Source organism: Citrobacter sp. wls708, assembly GCF_005281255.1.
Lineage (GTDB): Bacteria > Pseudomonadota > Gammaproteobacteria > Enterobacterales > Enterobacteriaceae > Citrobacter > Citrobacter werkmanii.
Genome location: NZ_SZXE01000015.1, coordinates 692,894 through 708,022, shown reverse-complemented (window position 1 = coordinate 708,022; position 15,129 = coordinate 692,894). Strand labels below are relative to the sequence as shown.

Annotated in this window: 17 protein-coding genes; 3 read left to right on the top strand and 14 right to left on the bottom strand. The window is 44.6% G+C overall.

Features of this window, described 5'->3' with window-relative positions:
- The first annotated feature begins 2 nt into the window (after nt 1-2).
- Together pgtB and pgtA are read left to right on the top strand one after the other, a co-directional pair.
- A complete protein-coding gene (gene pgtB / locus FDW97_RS08605) occupies nt 3-1,994 on the top strand; it encodes a two-component system sensor histidine kinase PgtB (RefSeq protein WP_170973253.1) in 1,992 nt (663 codons plus the stop codon).
- Entirely contained in the window at nt 1,984-3,231 is a 1,248-nt protein-coding gene (gene pgtA / locus FDW97_RS08600) for a two-component system response regulator PgtA (RefSeq protein WP_038642409.1), read from the top strand. The genes pgtB and pgtA overlap by 11 nt, the downstream gene beginning before the upstream one ends.
- Nucleotides 3,232-3,331: 100 nt before the next feature.
- Here the strand turns inward: pgtA and FDW97_RS08595 are convergent, their stop codons facing one another.
- Both FDW97_RS08595 and FDW97_RS08590 read right to left on the bottom strand, forming a co-directional pair.
- The gene (locus FDW97_RS08595; protein ID WP_137350913.1) at nt 3,332-3,871 is read right to left on the bottom strand and encodes a DUF2058 domain-containing protein; all 540 of its coding nucleotides are present in this window, start codon (nt 3,869-3,871) and stop codon (nt 3,332-3,334) included.
- Between the two features lie 111 nt (nt 3,872-3,982).
- Nucleotides 3,983-4,873 (bottom strand): AraC family transcriptional regulator, encoded by an 891-nt coding sequence (locus tag FDW97_RS08590; RefSeq protein WP_110497266.1) that lies wholly within the window; start codon nt 4,871-4,873, stop codon nt 3,983-3,985.
- A gap of 112 nt (nt 4,874-4,985) precedes the next feature.
- On the opposite strand from FDW97_RS08590, the gene FDW97_RS08585 reads away from it, so the two are divergent.
- Complete coding sequence (locus FDW97_RS08585) at nt 4,986-5,513, top strand: helix-turn-helix transcriptional regulator (RefSeq protein ID WP_069325416.1); 528 nt, start codon at nt 4,986-4,988, stop codon at nt 5,511-5,513.
- 191 nt (nt 5,514-5,704) lie between these two features.
- Here the strand turns inward: FDW97_RS08585 and FDW97_RS08580 are convergent, their stop codons facing one another.
- The 12 genes from FDW97_RS08580 to hdeA form a co-directional block, all read right to left on the bottom strand.
- Nucleotides 5,705-6,355, bottom strand: a complete 651-nt coding sequence (locus tag FDW97_RS08580; RefSeq protein ID WP_137350912.1) for an MgtC/SapB family protein — start codon at nt 6,353-6,355, stop codon at nt 5,705-5,707.
- An 85-nt stretch (nt 6,356-6,440) separates the two neighbouring features.
- On the bottom strand, nt 6,441-7,430 hold the full coding sequence (gene yut / locus FDW97_RS08575) for an urea transporter (protein WP_137350967.1): 990 nt from the start codon (nt 7,428-7,430) through the stop codon (nt 6,441-6,443).
- A gap of 31 nt (nt 7,431-7,461) precedes the next feature.
- Nucleotides 7,462-8,412, bottom strand: coding sequence for an urease accessory protein UreD (locus tag FDW97_RS08570; RefSeq protein WP_137350911.1), 951 nt, complete (start codon nt 8,410-8,412; stop codon nt 7,462-7,464).
- A complete protein-coding gene (gene ureG / locus FDW97_RS08565; RefSeq protein WP_069325413.1) occupies nt 8,387-9,046 on the bottom strand; it encodes an urease accessory protein UreG in 660 nt (219 codons plus the stop codon). The genes FDW97_RS08570 and ureG overlap by 26 nt, the downstream gene beginning before the upstream one ends.
- 12 nt (nt 9,047-9,058) lie before the next feature.
- Nucleotides 9,059-9,760, bottom strand: a complete 702-nt coding sequence (locus FDW97_RS08560; protein ID WP_137350966.1) for an urease accessory protein UreF — start codon at nt 9,758-9,760, stop codon at nt 9,059-9,061.
- A gap of 19 nt (nt 9,761-9,779) precedes the next feature.
- Nucleotides 9,780-10,343 carry an urease accessory protein UreE gene (gene ureE, locus FDW97_RS08555; protein WP_042307008.1) on the bottom strand — a complete coding sequence of 188 codons (564 nt, stop codon included), beginning with the start codon at nt 10,341-10,343 and terminating at the stop codon, nt 9,780-9,782.
- A gap of 13 nt (nt 10,344-10,356) precedes the next feature.
- Nucleotides 10,357-12,075: an urease subunit alpha gene (locus tag FDW97_RS08550; protein WP_137350910.1), complete on the bottom strand. Its 1,719-nt coding sequence runs from the start codon at nt 12,073-12,075 to the stop codon at nt 10,357-10,359.
- A gap of 9 nt (nt 12,076-12,084) precedes the next feature.
- Entirely contained in the window at nt 12,085-12,513 is a 429-nt protein-coding gene (locus tag FDW97_RS08545) for an urease subunit beta (protein ID WP_137350909.1), read from the bottom strand.
- An 18-nt stretch (nt 12,514-12,531) separates the two neighbouring features.
- Nucleotides 12,532-12,834: an urease subunit gamma gene (locus tag FDW97_RS08540; RefSeq protein ID WP_137350908.1), complete on the bottom strand. Its 303-nt coding sequence runs from the start codon at nt 12,832-12,834 to the stop codon at nt 12,532-12,534.
- Between the two features lie 3 nt (nt 12,835-12,837).
- Nucleotides 12,838-14,097: an ammonium transporter gene (locus FDW97_RS08535; protein WP_069325409.1), complete on the bottom strand. Its 1,260-nt coding sequence runs from the start codon at nt 14,095-14,097 to the stop codon at nt 12,838-12,840.
- Nucleotides 14,098-14,193: 96 nt separating this feature from the next.
- Nucleotides 14,194-14,484, bottom strand: coding sequence for an acid-activated periplasmic chaperone HdeB (gene hdeB / locus FDW97_RS08530; protein ID WP_137350907.1), 291 nt, complete (start codon nt 14,482-14,484; stop codon nt 14,194-14,196).
- A 110-nt stretch (nt 14,485-14,594) separates the two neighbouring features.
- Entirely contained in the window at nt 14,595-14,909 is a 315-nt protein-coding gene (gene hdeA / locus FDW97_RS08525) for an acid-activated periplasmic chaperone HdeA (protein ID WP_069325329.1), read from the bottom strand.
- Nucleotides 14,910-15,129 lie beyond the last annotated feature (220 nt).

Below are 15,129 nucleotides of genomic sequence, written 5' to 3'. Positions count from 1 at the left end.
CGATACTGCAACGCCTGCGGCAGCTCAACATCAGCAGCAGCCTGCGGGGAGCCTTTCTGACGGGCGCACTACTGACGTTGAGCGTAAGCTGCGTCAGTTTGTACTCATGGCATGAGCAGAGCTCGCAGATACGCTATTCGCTTGATGATTACTTCCCGCGCGTGCATTCCGCTTTTTTGATTGAAGGGAATCTTAACCTGGTTGTGGATCAACTTAATGAATTCCTGCTGGCCCCCAACACGACGGTGAGGCTGCAACTGCGCAATCAGATAATTTCGCATCTGGATAAAATCGAGACACTGAGCCGGGGGCTACAACCCGCAGAGCAACAGCAGCTGGCGGTGATTTTGCAGGACAGCCGGGCGTTGATGGCGGAACTGGACCGGGTGCTCTACAACATGTTCCTCGTGCGTGAAAAAGTGAGTGAACTCTCCGCACGCATCGACTGGCTACACGATGATTTTAACACCGAGCTGAATTCACTGGTGCAGGATTTTACCTGGCAACAGGGGACGTTGTTGGATCAAATCGAGGCAAAAAGTGGCGATGCGGCGCTGTATCTCAAACGTGCCAGAGAGGTGCAAAACGAGCAGCAGCAGGTTTACACCCTGGCAAGAATTGAAAATCAGATCGTCGATGATTTACGCGACAGGCTTAATGAACTGAAATCGGGCAGCGACGACGGGATGCTGGTGGAGAACCATATCCGCTACCTGGAGAATCTGAAGAAAACCGCCGATGAAAACATCCGTACCCTCGATGACTGGCCCAGTACCATAACCCTGCGGCAAACCATTGATGAACTGCTGGAAATCGGGATGATGAAAAATAAAATGCCCGATACGATGCGCGATTATGTCGCTGCGCAAAAGGCGCTCATTGATGCCAACCATGCCAGAGAGGCAACGCTCGGGCGCTTTCGAACACTGCTTGAAGCGCAATTGGGAAGTAGCCATCAGCAAATGCAGATGTTTAACCAGCGGCTGGAACAAATTGTTCGCGTCAGCGGCGGACTTATTCTGTTGGCGACGCTGCTGGCGCTCCTTCTCGCCTGGGGACTTAACCACTACTTCATTCGTTCCCGGCTGGTGAAGCGTTTTACCGCGCTCAACCAGGCCGTGGTGCAAATCGGTCTGGGGCGAACGGACGCCACTATCCCGGTTTACGGGCGCGATGAATTGGGGCGTATCGCGGGCCTGCTGCGCCATACCCTGGGCCAGTTGAATGCGCAAAAAAATCAGCTTGAGCAGGAAGTGGCGGAGCGTAAGGAGATTGAGTCCGATCTCCGGGCGACGCAGGATGAGCTGATCCAGACGGCTAAACTGGCGGTGGTCGGCCAGACCATGACCACTCTGGCGCACGAAATTAATCAACCGCTGAATGCGCTGTCGATGTACCTGTTTACGGCGGGAAGGGCAATTGAGCAGGGGCAATCCGCTCAGGCCAGAAGCACGTTAACCAAAGCGGAGGGGCTGATTACCCGCATCGATGCCATTATCCGTTCGCTGCGTCAGTTTGCGCGTCGGGCTGAGCCGGGCGCGCCTTTACATCCGGTCGATCTACGACAAACGTTTACTGCTGCCTGGGAACTGCTGGCTATGCGCCATAAGCAGCAAGGCACGCTGACGCTTCCTGCTCACAGTGTGTGGGTGGCAGGTGATGAAGTGCGTATTCAGCAGGTACTGGTAAACATACTGGCAAATGCGCTGGATGCCTGTCCGGCTGCCGCGGAAATAGAGGTTCACTGGCAGGCTGAAGGCCACCGATTATGTGTCTTAGTCTGTGATAATGGCCCCGGCTGGCCAGGCGCGTTGTTGCCATCACTATTAAAGCCGTTTACCACCAGTAAGGATGTGGGTCTCGGTATTGGTTTATCGATTTGTGTATCGTTAATGACGCAAATGAACGGCGAGCTGCGCCTGGCCTCGACGCCGGGGCGCAATGCCTGCGTCGTGCTGCAATTTAATCTGACGGATGTAAACGATGTTGTGTGATGAATATGCTGTTTTGCTGATTGATGACGATGCCGATGTTCTCGACGCTTACACGCTGTTGCTTGAACAGGAGGGTTATCGTGTATACGCATGCAGTAACCCTTTTGACGCCCGAAATTGGCTACAGGCCGACTGGCCGGGGATTGTCCTGAGCGACGTGTGTATGCCTGGCTGCAATGGAATCGATCTCATGACGTTGTTTCATCAGGATGATAATCAGCTGCCGATCCTGTTGATCACCGGCCATGGCGACGTCCCGATGGCCGTGGAAGCGGTGAAAAAAGGGGCATGGGATTTTCTGCAAAAACCGGTTGACCCCGGCAAACTGCTGTTGTTGGTAGAAGATGCGCTGCGTCAGCGAAAATCGGTGATTGCGCGTCGCCACTATTGTCAGCAAAAGCTGCAGGTTGAGCTGATCGGTTACAGCGAATGGGTCAATCAGTACCGCCAGCGTCTGCAGCAGCTGGCGGAAACGGATATTGCCGTCTGGTTTTATGGCGAGGCGGGAACGGGGCGTATGACGGGAGCCCGTTATTTGCATCAGCTTGGGCGCAGCACCGAGGAACCGTTTATCCGCGGTGAATTGACGCCAGGCAATGCGGGACAACTCAATGACCTTATTGCCCAGGCGCAAGGCGGTACGCTGGTCCTGAGCCATATTGAATGCCTGACGCGCGAACAGCAGCACCAACTGGTGCACCTGCAAAGCCAGGAGCGGCGTCCTTTTCGCTTAATCGGCATTGGCGCCACATCGCTGGTGGAACTGGCGGCAACTAACCAGATTGTGGCCGAACTCTATTACTGTTTCGCGATGACGCAAATCGCCTGTCAGCCGTTATCACAGCGTCCCGATGATATTGAGCCCCTGTTTCGCCATTATCTGCAGAAAGCCTGTCTGCGCCTGAATCATCCGGTACCTGACGTTGACGGGGAACTCCTGAAAGGCATGCGGCGCCGCGTGTGGTTAAGTAATGTTCGGGAGCTGGCGAACGCCGCTGAGCTTTTTGCCGTTGGGCTACTTCCGCTGGCTGAAACCGCAAATCCGCAGCTGCATATGCCTGAACCGACGCCGCTCGATCGCCGGGTGGAGGAGTACGAGCGACAGATTATTACCGAGGCGTTAAATATTCATCAGGGACGCATTAATGAAGTGGCGGAGTATTTACAAATCCCGCGTAAAAAACTGTATTTACGCATGAGAAAATACGGGCTGAGCAAAGAACACTATAAGTTTTAGTGGCGAGGTTCCAGAAGAAGAGACGTTGACAGTATTTCGGTGGCGGCGCGAGCGCTCACCGAAATACGCGACGGAAGTCTGAATTATCTGTTTGTTTTTCTTACCACATCAAATCATCAGGGACGACAAAATCAGCATACGGATCGTCTTCGTCCTTCGCTTCCTGGCTAAGCTCGCAATTTAATACAATATAGCTTGCATCGCGCTGGGCGATTTTATCGGCGACGACAGCCGGAATGATGGCATATTCGCTATCGCTGCTGCTTTCAGCCGTCAGACGCGCAATGGCCAGACGGCCCTTGATTAACTGCGACTGGGTCACTTTATCAACATAGACTTTTTTGATTAGGTTATTATCAGTGAAGTTGTAACCAATATCGCCACGAGAAATGGTGATTTTATTCATTTCAATAAGTTGTTTGATCTGCGCTTTATACTCTTTAGACAGCGCAGCCTGCTTTTGCTGCTCGCTGAGCTGTTTATCACGCTCGGTCTGTGCTTTTTTATTCTCTTCCACCGCTTCTCTGGCTTCACGAGCCTGAATGCGCGATTTTTTCGCCGTTCTCTGCACTTTTGCCATTTTTTTGCTGCTGACCAGACCGGCCTTAAGCATCTGTTCCTGTAGGGTAAGTTTTGTCATCGTCGCTTCTAATCCAATAAAATCGTTGTAAGGATTATAACCTTAAGTTTCGGTGGGAAGCCAGAATGCGGAGCTTTTCTCGAGCCCCTGACATTCATCCCGCTGGTCGTTTTATTTGAAGGAAGATAGATAATCCCCGGGTGCAGTTCCCATAACGCGTTTGAATGCCTGGTAGAATCCAGACAATGACTCATACCCGACGTGGCTGTAAATATCCTCTGTTTTCATACCCCTTCTGAGCATGTTTAATGACACATAAATTCTTAGTTTGCTCAATACCAGGTTCGGTGTATAGCTTGTCGCTTTTAATATGCGGCGAATAAATGTTGAGCGTGACATATAAGTGAAGCGAGCCATATCGTCCAGTGTCCATGAATGCTCAGGATTATCTAGTATAGCAATAATTAATTTTGCTAACGGTTCATCATTAGCGGCATTCAGTATATTTATATCAATGTCATATAAAGAAGTAGATTCACTAACCACATAGTGCAAAATAGCGTCAGTTAAATGGGCAATAATGCAATTATTTTCATCGGCAGAAGCATTAACTTCTGTCATTAATAACTCAAATAGAGAGTGTATTTTGTTACTGACGTCATCTTTTTTCTTAATAAGATATATATCCGGTAGTAAGGCAAACAGCAATTGACTGGCGATAGAGTTAGGTTGGATGAAACCACACAGCAGATCGGTGGAATTAGAAGATGAATCTTCAATTTTAATCATCTTTCTGCGGGGTAAGTCAACAATATTTGTATCTGGTGAGGAGGTAAGAAAAAATGGGAAGTTATTAAAAAAAAACAGAATATCTCCTTGTTCCAGCATGATACGCGGTTGTTGGTTTAACAAATCCAGCCAGCATTCCCCGCCCAGAACGATATGAAAGCTCGGTTCTCCATAGGGGTATGTTGATGCTTTCCATTCGCTACAATATCTGCCGAGGTGGAAGACGGATGTACTTGCTTCACCTCCTTTAAGTAGCCAGCCTGAAGTATTCATGTATTCCCCAATATTGTCAGTAATAAAATGATTTTGAAACGATGTTGTATAGATAGTTTCGTTAAGTAACTATAAGATTTGTTAATCAAGTTATGTATTGCAGGAGAGGGTAGTGTTTCTGGTATTTACTAAAGATATTATGTTGCTACAGGCTATTTATCACCTTATCAAAACAGACGTTATTGTCCATATTCAGCATGCTGAAGACTTTTGCACTATAGAAGAGCGTAATGTAAAAGTGATAATTGATACGTTTAACAACAACATTTTCTATACCAGTATAGATTATCAACTGGAGAGGATACAACCAGCTAAGGTTTTCATACTTGCGCCATTTAGAATCAAAAGATGTTTCGGAGATATCCCTGTTGTTTTTATCAATCGAAACGTTTCGCTGCATGCTTTCATTACTTTGCTGAATTGCGATGAAAATCTTGATATCTCTCCAGAGTTATCGTTTTCTCGTCGCCAGCATCAAATTCTTACCTACATTTTGCAGCAAAAATCATGTTACTCAATTGCTGAGGAAATGCATATCTCATTAAAGACCTACTATTGCCATAAGTATAATATCATGTTGTTGCTGAAACTCAGGAAAATGAGTGATTTAGTACGACATCAAATATCATGTTATCTATAGTAACCAGATGCAGGATCTCGTGTTTCGAGATTAGGATTAAATTGTTAAAGTGCAGAAATGGCAAGTATTGTATAGCACAGCTTACCATGCCTGTATCTTTTAAAATGATAGTTTAATCCTATTCTCAAAAATAAGCACCACATACAATAATAAAGCAAGTTATTATTGTATGTAGCATAATATTTATTACATTACACCACAGAGACCTCTTTAATAGCAGGGTTTTTATTAAGCATAGAAATTACCTGAAATACATCGATTTCTTTTATGCACTCTAAATTTGCCGTAAGTACATAACATTCACCCGTATCTTTAGCCAGTGAACGCACTTGTATGCGATAACCCTGGTCAGTAATCCAGGCCAGAACAGATTGTGCTGCACCTGCTGCAATACGTATGCGTAGTTGCAAGTGATGATTTAAAAAGCGGTAGGTAAGTTGACGGAAGAACTCCAGCACGATGAGTGCCATAATCGTACCCACGATGCCGACTTCGTACATTCCGCTGCCGATGACCAGACCTATTGCTGCAGTGACCCACACATCCGCGGCTGTCGTTAAACCTCTAATGGTTTGTTTTTGGACCAAAATATTTCCCGCGCCAAGAAAACCAACACCTGTGACAACCTGAGCTGCGATTCTGCTGGGGTCTAATCCAATATGTTCATGCCCAATAACATCATAGAAACCGTACTTAGAAACAATCATGAACATGGCACTGCCAATACCAATCAATATATGAGTCCGTACTCCTGCTTCTTTGGCGCGTATTTGACGTTCCAGACCAATTACGCCACCTAAGAAACTAGCTAACATGAGCCGTAAAAGAAACTCTTCAATCATAATGATTCTCTCTGTGCTGCAGTTAAAACGAAAATTACACATGCAGAAATAATTAAAATATTCTCACCTCAACCGTATTATTTAATTAATGACGATGTTCTGGCATTAATTCTTTATTTGGAACTAAGAATAACCATGATGAAATAACAAACGGCATGGTTAAGGTCGGCAGGCCAAAAGGCATTAAAAGCACATTCATTGCTGCCTGGATAAAGACCGTAAAGATAATTCCTGAAACGGTGTAAATAAAGACTTGCCAGCCAGGGTGATTAAAGACTGTGCCCAGTGCAACTGATGTGAGAACGGCGCTAAAGGCATACAATCCTGCCTCAATCTCGTGAGGATTGGCTCCCAGATAACAAGCAAGGAGTGTCGCAATAAAAGATCCAATGATGGCATAACAGGCACATACGACAGATTCTACCGCCAGACCAGCAATGAAGAACAAACTAGCAAGGATCCCAGGGAATAAAAACACTTGTGAGACCCCATGTAGTGTACCGTCGATAAAAAAGCTAATTGAGTAATGGTTTTGAGACGCTGCTATGTAATGTTGTGACAATTCAGGGGCAGGAAGACCAGAGCCATAGATATTATGAAAAGCATAGCTGGCAAGTAGAATTACCCAGGTTGTCAGCACGAATGGGGCCGTTAGCGCGGCGATTTTCCATGTTTTTAGTATATCGGCAATGCATACCGTAGCAATAACTGATATAACACTACCAACGACCAGGCATAGCCACATTATTGGAGTCGCAGTTATAAATACAGGAATAGCGATGCCGACCAGACAGCCATTATAGCTATAGAGACCATCCCGCCAACTTTTAACATCATGGGCTATTGCCCCTGTTATCGAAGCCAGGACAGTTCCGACTATACACCCCCATGCTGCTAAAGGGTTGTTATTGTTATAAGCGGCAATAAATATAGCAATAAAAAAAAGTAACCCTGTGATGGGATTATTTTGGAACATTACCTGAGCACAACCACGTAATGATATATCAATAATTTTGAGAGAATAATGCTTATCCGCATTATTCTTCCAGAATAACGAAATGGGGTGTGTTGTCATCATTATTTACCAGTAGAGATTGTTAAAGATATCATTTTTTCCAGATAAACGGTGGCGGTAATTCTGCATTCAGAACGATTTTTCTTACCATAGCCCAAACCTTGCGAAGATGTTCTTTTACAATGGCACTGTCATTAGCGAGTATCTTAAATACAAGACCAGATTCTGCTGGTAGTGTTGACATACCATAGCAACAATCCTTGCCATAATGGGGAGGGAAAGTTGTCAGAATGGATGATATATTTTCTATTGGGGTTAATATAAAAATGGTACCGAGAACCTGAAAATCTCCCATAACTCCGATATCTGTCATTGGATGCTCTCTGGGTTTTAGCGCAATTTGCTCCTTAAAAACAACGTGTCCGGACTCATCTTTTGCAGTTACATTTGATGAATAATAGTCAAAACCGTTAAGCTCATTTTCATGGTGATAACGACGGCCTGGTATAATGATTTCTGAATAAATAAGTGTTGCGCTTCTTTTATATTCAATCACGGTATCGTTAATAAATCTTGCGTTGCGGTGCAGGATTAAAGGGTCGGGTAGATATTCCAGATAAGCATTTTCGTTCAGCTGAATAATTTGAAGCTGTGCCCCATAGTTTTTATCCATGGAATGCACTTTGGTGGCTGATTGGGTACTGACGCTGGCGAAAGCATTTTCACCCACATTAATGGATAACACCATGCGATCCCCTTGTAGCACACAGCCTGAAGTTGAGATCACGGTCACGCAGGGAAGAGCGGGCAGCGCTTCGTCATGATACAAGGCCTTTTGGGCAAACAATGGTGTTCGTTTTTCCATACGATGAAGAATGCTTTTGCTCCCGGAACGGGTAAAGCTGAGATATAAAAAACCATCCTTCCCGATCGCTCCGCTGGGCATTTGCTCGGGCTGCTGACGATATTCTACAGGGATCTGCTTCTCCCAACACATCCCGGCCTTTTCCACCAGGTTATTCAAATTCTGTGGGTGAGTCATCCAGCTTTCCTTTAATCGTATGGCCAAATAAAAAATCACGCTCAATCATGTCGACAAGCTGCTCAATACCTTCACCCGTTTTACAGTTAGTTAAAATATAAGGGCGACTATTTCTGACATGACGGGTATCCGATTCCATTACCTCAAGACTGGCACCGACATATGGTGCTAAATCAATTTTATTGATAACCAAAATATCCGCCTGTACCAGGCCTGGACCATTTTTACGTGGGATTTTTTCCCCTTCTGCTACGTCAATGACATAAATATAAAAGTCTGCTAATGCAGGGCTGAAGGTGAGGGTGAGATTATCACCACCGCTTTCAATCATTATTAAATCGCTATCTGGAAATTTGTCTTCCATTTCTTCAACGGCAGCAATATTCATACTGGGATCTTCACGTACTGCGGTATGTGGGCATGCCCCTGTTTCAACACCAATGATTTTTTCTTCTTCTAATATTCCTTTTAATGTCCTTTTGACCTGCTTTGCATCTTCTGTTGTAACAACATCATTGGTTACGATCAGGGGTTTATATCCCCGATGAATAAGAACAGGAGTAATAACTTCAATAATAGCCGTTTTTCCAGAACCTACGGGACCACCAATACCAATCCGGGTAATTTTCTTCATTACAAACCTCAGTTAATTCATAAATAAACGTACATGGGCATCGACGTGGATAGCCGCCAGAATATCGACTACCGGAGAAAATGAAGACATCTCTTCCGGACGGGTGTTAAGCGCCATTTCAGCATAATCAGGAAAAAGTAACGTGGCCTCAGCCAGGATTTTTTGGCTATCCAGATGCGTAATCCTCATTAATCTTTGCGCCGCACTTAGAATAGTCATCGCTACACCATAAAAATGCATGACCAGCATAGCTTCTTCATCAAGCTCTAAACGATGCATCAACAAAGCATGAGAGACAGGATAAGTGCCATTAACACGGCCTTGACGAATTTGTTCAAGCCACCAGTCAAATACCCGATCATGGTAAATAGCCGCTGCAAGCTCAGTTAATTTTTTACCCATTCTTTGGGTCATTAATCGGGATTCAGGTGATAGTTTTCTACTGATTACATCATTATCAATAGAGATAAGCTCACTTAACTTGTTATTGCGGCAGGCGCGCATGCTTTGTATTTGCGCGACAGCATCACATTTTGCAGTCTGCAAAAGTGCTGTACAGACATATTGTTTGAGGGTCTTGTCGTCATAGACAATTCCGCATGAAATTGCAGACTCAACCCCGCAGGAAAAAGTAAATGCCCCGACAGGAAGGACCGAATCTCCAAACTGCAGTATTCGTGCAATGTTCAGTAATCTGTATGAACTATCTGGCATATTCGGCAATCCTATTACGTTAGTGATCAATGTGTACATGTGTATGCGCTTCTTCAGTACCGCCAAACAGAAGTCTTGACTCAGATGGGGTTAAGAGTGGAATGACTTTTTCACCTTCAGTGAAGTAATATTGACCTTCTGTATACCCATGAGATTTCATTACCGAAGCCAACATTTTATCAGCAACAACAATAGGAATAAAAACGCAGTATCCTTTTATGACGGCCTTCCAGTGCTGATTCCCTAGAGCATGACCTAATTCAAAAGCACGGGTGAGAAGGTCGGTAATTTTCTCTACGCCAAATAATCCCAGGTCGACAATCATCACGCGTCGGAGCTGTATTTTTACAGTAAGTAAATAACGGTTATTTTTGTCATATAAAAGAATGTCGCCATCATTAAGACGGAGATGACGGTCCAGAGATAAACCGATATCGTAGCCGAATTGACTTTTTTTTCGGCAACGACTTTTTTGTGCTTCCCATTGTTCGAGTACCAACACATCATGTTTAATACCTTCAGCAGAGAGGTCAAGCTCGCCACGAGAATTGATATTCCCGAGAGTTTTTTCAATTAAGTACATAGCTATTTTCCTATTAACCAAAGAAATATTTTTGATTCATTACCGCAGTTTGAATGGGTTGGCAGGTAGCGTGCACACCATCAACTTTGACGGCGAATGTCTCTGGGTTGACGTCAATTTTTGGGGTCGCATTATTTCTGATAAGATTGTGTTTACTGATATTTCGACAGTTTTGGACTGCGACAACCTGTCTTTCAAGACCCGCTTTTTCTTTAACGTCATCATCAAAGGCTGCCTGTGATACGAAAGTAAGGCAGGTATCCTGCAGGGTTTTTCCCATTGCACCAAACATAGGGCGATAAAATACTGGCTGAGGAGTAGGCAGCGAAGCGTTAGGGTCACCCATTAAAGACCAGTTAATCATTCCCCCTTTAATAATGAGTTTTGGTTTGGCCCCAAAAAATTGTGGTTCCCAGAGTACCAGGTCAGCCATCTTACCCACTTCGACAGAACCAATAATATGACTAACGCCTTGCGTAATGGCCGGGTTAATCGTAATTTTGGCGACGTATCGGAGAACGCGGAAATTATCATTATTTGGACTATCTTCCGGTAATTTTCCGCGAGCAACTTTCATGGCATGCGCAGTTTGTACCAGGCGAAGCCAGTTTTCGCCCACGCGTCCCATAGCCTGAGAATCGCTGGAGAACATAGATATTACGCCCATATCATGCAGGATATTTTCTGCTGCAATGGTCTCAGGACGAACGCGGCTTTCTGCAAATGAAACATCGGCAGCCACGTTAGGATTGAGGTTGTGGCACACCATAATCATATCGAACAGTTCTGCCTGGCTGTTGATCCCAAAAGGTAGTGTTGGATTGGTGGAACTTGGCAGGACGTTTGGTTGGCTGGCGACCTTAATAATATCCGGGGCATGACCACCGCCAGCGCCTTCTGTATGAAAAGTGTGAATTGTTCTTCCTTCAAAGGCGGCAATCGTATTCTCGACATATCCTGCTTCGTTGAGACTGTCAGTGTGTACAGAAACCTGAATATCCATAGCATCGGCGGTGCGAAGCGCATGTCGAAGCGCATTTGGCGTCGCGCCCCAGTCTTCATGTACTTTTAGCCCAACTGCACCGGCAATGATTTGCTCTTCGAGAGGCGCTTTATTGTAGGCATTGCCTTTGCCCAGGAGACCAATATTGACCGGAATTCCTTCCCATGCGCGTAACATAGCACGCATATTCTTAGGACCGGCAGTCACTGTGGTTCCATTCGTACCATCAGTGGGTCCTATACCTCCACCGAAGAAGGTGGTAACACCGTTAGACAATGCCGCATAAGCTTGCTGAGGTGAGATGAGATGAATGTGGGAGTCGATGCCTGCCGCAGTCAGAATCAAATGCTCGCCTGATATAGCATCGGTACTAAGCCCAACCGTCATTCCAGGTGTTATGCCGGACATAATTGCGGGGTTACCGCTTTTACCAATTCCCGAGATCAGTCCATCCTTAATGCCTACATCCGCTTTAATCACACCAAGTTTTGCATCAACTATCGTGACATTTGTAATAACCAGATCGAGGACCCCCTGGTCACGGGAATACTGATTATTCGCGCCCATTCCATCACGTAGAGATTTTCCTCCACCATAGACTGATTCGTCACCATAACCACGTAAATCTTTTTCGATTTCAATATATAAATCAGTTTCACCTAAACGAATTTTATCACCGGTCGTTGGACCAAACAGACTGGAATATTCCTTTCTGGATATAGTTGGCATAAGAGATCCTTAGCTGGGACGGTTTGGCATTTTGAAGCCGGCTTGCCGGGCGTTATCAATTAGTGATTTCAATTTTATTGGATCATTTATGACGTCAGCGAGCTGTTGACCAGTCATATCGACAAGATTATTAAATCCCAAAATATCGTTATTACCACTATAGGGGATGAGTTCTACCTCTATTTCATCACCTGGTTCAAAGCGTATTGCAGTCGTAGCCGTAATGTTTAAGCGTTTACCCAGTGCACTTTCACGATCAAACTCTAGTTCTTTGTTAACCTCAAAAAAATGAAAATGTGAGCCTACCTGAACAGGGCGATCTCCCGTATTCTTGACACGTACTTTTGTTACAGGTTTCTCTGTATTAAATGAAACAGGGGTATCGTGTAAAACGTAGCCACCATAGGGTACAGGTATTGCATTTTTATCTTCAGACATAGTCCGTTTCTCCTGCCATTAACGAATAGGATCGTGCACAGTTATCAGTCTGCTACCATCGGTAAAAATAGCTTCAACTTGTATTTGTGGGATAAGATCTGCGACGCCTTCCATGACGTCATCTTTACTCAGAATATCTCTTGATTTATTCATGACGGTTTCCAGATCATTTCCTTCTCTGGCACTCTCCATGGCTGTTGACGCAATAATAGCAACGGCTTCTGGATAATTTAATTTTATTCCTTTTTCTTTCCTGATTTGAGCCACACTGGCAAGTGAATAAACCATTATTTTCTCTATTTCTCTGGGGCTAAGTTTCATTAATTACTCCTTACCTGAAGGGGCATAAGCATCTTCGCCAAATGCTGAATAATCAGGAGATTGGCGCGCGTCATTGGTTGAAATTCGCACTGGGGTAACTTTATTAATTATCCATAAAATGAGCAGAGTAAAGATAAAAGACCATATGCTGGTAATCAGTACTGCGGCAAGTTGTTTCGCAACCTGCAATATTCCACCACCTTCCAGCAATCCTGATGGCCCTTTGCTGTTCCAGGCCTGAGAGGCAAAAACACCGAGTAGAATAGAACCAGTAATCCCACCCATACCATGTACGCCAAAAACGTCCAGTGCATCATCGACATATTTTTTAACGAGTAGTGCGCAGTAATAGCAGATAAAACCGGCAACAATGCCAATAAATGCGGCAGAATGAATTGAAACATATCCTGCTGCAGGTGTGATGGTGGCAAGACCTGCGACGGCCCCGGTCAGGAAACCTACGAACTTAGGTTTGCCGGTGTGCATTTTTTCAATTAATAGCCATGTTGCTCCCGCAAAAGCAGCAGCAATATCGGTGGTGACAAAAGCGGAAACGGTAATAGTGTTAACCTGTAATTCTGAGCCTGCGTTAAAACCATACCAGCCAAACCAGAGCAATCCTGCACCCAGAGCGATATAAGGAATGTTATGGCTACCATCAGGTTGAATGACTCGTCGCCCAACGTATAAAGCAGAGGCCAGCGCCGCGAATCCAGCTGTTGCATGGACGACGATACCACCGGCAAAATCAACCACCCCCCATTTAGCCATTACGCCTTGTGGGCTCCAGACCATATGTACAAACGGACAATAAACGAATAAGGTCCATAGAGTAATAAATATCAAATATGCCTTGAACTTCACCCTGCCAACAAAAGCGCCAGTGATCAGGGCTGGGGTGATAATAGCGAACATCATTTGGTAAACAAAATGAACCAGAAGGGGGATCCCGGCGTTATTACCGGTAAACAGCGTGTTGGCATTGATATTATCTAAAAAAGCATAGTGAAGTGGATCGCCGATAATACCATTTAGACTAGGACCAAAGGCTAAAGAATAACCGACAGAAAACCACAGTATCGCTACCCAGCTCATCGATACAAAACTTTGAAACATAATGGTGAGTATGCCTTTACGCTGGACTAAACCACCGTAAAAAAAAGCAAGCCCCGGTGTCATTAACATGACCAGACTGGTGCACAACAGCATAAATGCTGTATTAGCTGGATCCAGTATCTGAAACTGTACAGGTAATATTCCCATATCTCCTGTGCCCCTTGCTTAAGGTCTATAAAGATGATGTGTTTTAGCTATTCTTAGTACGAAGGGCTAATCACGACTTGTTGTTTTGACAGATAATTATTTATCTTTGAATGAATACAATTTTAATTGCGGGTTATGTTTGCAATATTCAATAACTTGCGGGATGCTGGTAAGATCGGTTTCATTCAAAGAGACTGAGTCTCCTCCTTTATAAACCGTTTCTTCATTAAGCATCCACCATGCGACAGGAAGCATTGCTTTGGGATTCAGATTGATAAACTCCTGACAGGTCATTTTGTCAGGACTGTTTTCTGCCGAATGCGCCAACGGGATACTTAGCATTAATAATGATAATAGAGGAGTAAATGTGATGAGTACGCGTTTCATATATAACCTCGCGGTGTATTGAATCAAATCTATTTACTGAAGCGGGAACTGCTGGGGGACAGTCCTCGCTTCAGTGATGTCAATAAATAAAACTATAGGTGTTGGCTTTACTACAGATCCTTTTTGATTTTATCCCACTCACTATCGGCTTTTTTCTTAAAATTGGCTTTTTTATCCTGCATACATGCCTGAACCAGCGCAGGAGTCACAGTTTCAACACCTTTAACATCCAGTACCGCATCTTCCGGTTTGTCTTTCTTATTCAGGGCCTCAGCAAAGCCAACAACGGTGGGTTGGAAGGTGGCATCTGTGGCAAGAAAATCCTCACATGTCCACTGGCTGACTGGCTTGTGACTGTCTGCCGCCTGACTTAACGCAGGGATAATGAGTAGAGAGCCAACGACAATGCTTAATGTTTTATTCATCTAAGGTACCTCTTGTTGTATCAATTAATATCGACGGGTGGAAAGTCTCATTGCGACTATTAATATATATCCTGGAACCGCATAAATGTCATATTTTGAATGAAACCGATTTTTTTATATGCTCAATATTTTCTTTTTATTTTAAAGAGTTGCACTTTGTTTAAGATGAAGTTATCAGACTATATTATTAACGATATGTTATTTATTAAAGATATTTAGC

Coding starts and splice junctions, on each gene's coding strand:
- ureE (WP_042307008.1), bottom strand. CDS start 10,343: ATGTACTTAATTGAAAAAACTCTCGGGAATATCAATTCTCGTGGCGAG.
- FDW97_RS08535 (WP_069325409.1), bottom strand. CDS start 14,097: ATGGGAATATTACCTGTACAGTTTCAGATACTGGATCCAGCTAATACA.
- yut (WP_137350967.1), bottom strand. CDS start 7,430: ATGACAACACACCCCATTTCGTTATTCTGGAAGAATAATGCGGATAAG.
- hdeB (WP_137350907.1), bottom strand. CDS start 14,484: ATGAAACGCGTACTCATCACATTTACTCCTCTATTATCATTATTAATG.
- FDW97_RS08550 (WP_137350910.1), bottom strand. CDS start 12,075: ATGCCAACTATATCCAGAAAGGAATATTCCAGTCTGTTTGGTCCAACG.
- FDW97_RS08560 (WP_137350966.1), bottom strand. CDS start 9,760: ATGCCAGATAGTTCATACAGATTACTGAACATTGCACGAATACTGCAG.
- FDW97_RS08595 (WP_137350913.1), bottom strand. CDS start 3,871: ATGACAAAACTTACCCTACAGGAACAGATGCTTAAGGCCGGTCTGGTC.
- FDW97_RS08545 (WP_137350909.1), bottom strand. CDS start 12,513: ATGTCTGAAGATAAAAATGCAATACCTGTACCCTATGGTGGCTACGTT.
- FDW97_RS08590 (WP_110497266.1), bottom strand. CDS start 4,873: ATGAATACTTCAGGCTGGCTACTTAAAGGAGGTGAAGCAAGTACATCC.
- FDW97_RS08540 (WP_137350908.1), bottom strand. CDS start 12,834: ATGAAACTTAGCCCCAGAGAAATAGAGAAAATAATGGTTTATTCACTT.
- pgtA (WP_038642409.1), top strand. CDS start 1,984: ATGTTGTGTGATGAATATGCTGTTTTGCTGATTGATGACGATGCCGAT.
- hdeA (WP_069325329.1), bottom strand. CDS start 14,909: ATGAATAAAACATTAAGCATTGTCGTTGGCTCTCTACTCATTATCCCT.
- FDW97_RS08570 (WP_137350911.1), bottom strand. CDS start 8,412: ATGACTCACCCACAGAATTTGAATAACCTGGTGGAAAAGGCCGGGATG.
- ureG (WP_069325413.1), bottom strand. CDS start 9,046: ATGAAGAAAATTACCCGGATTGGTATTGGTGGTCCCGTAGGTTCTGGA.
- FDW97_RS08580 (WP_137350912.1), bottom strand. CDS start 6,355: ATGATTGAAGAGTTTCTTTTACGGCTCATGTTAGCTAGTTTCTTAGGT.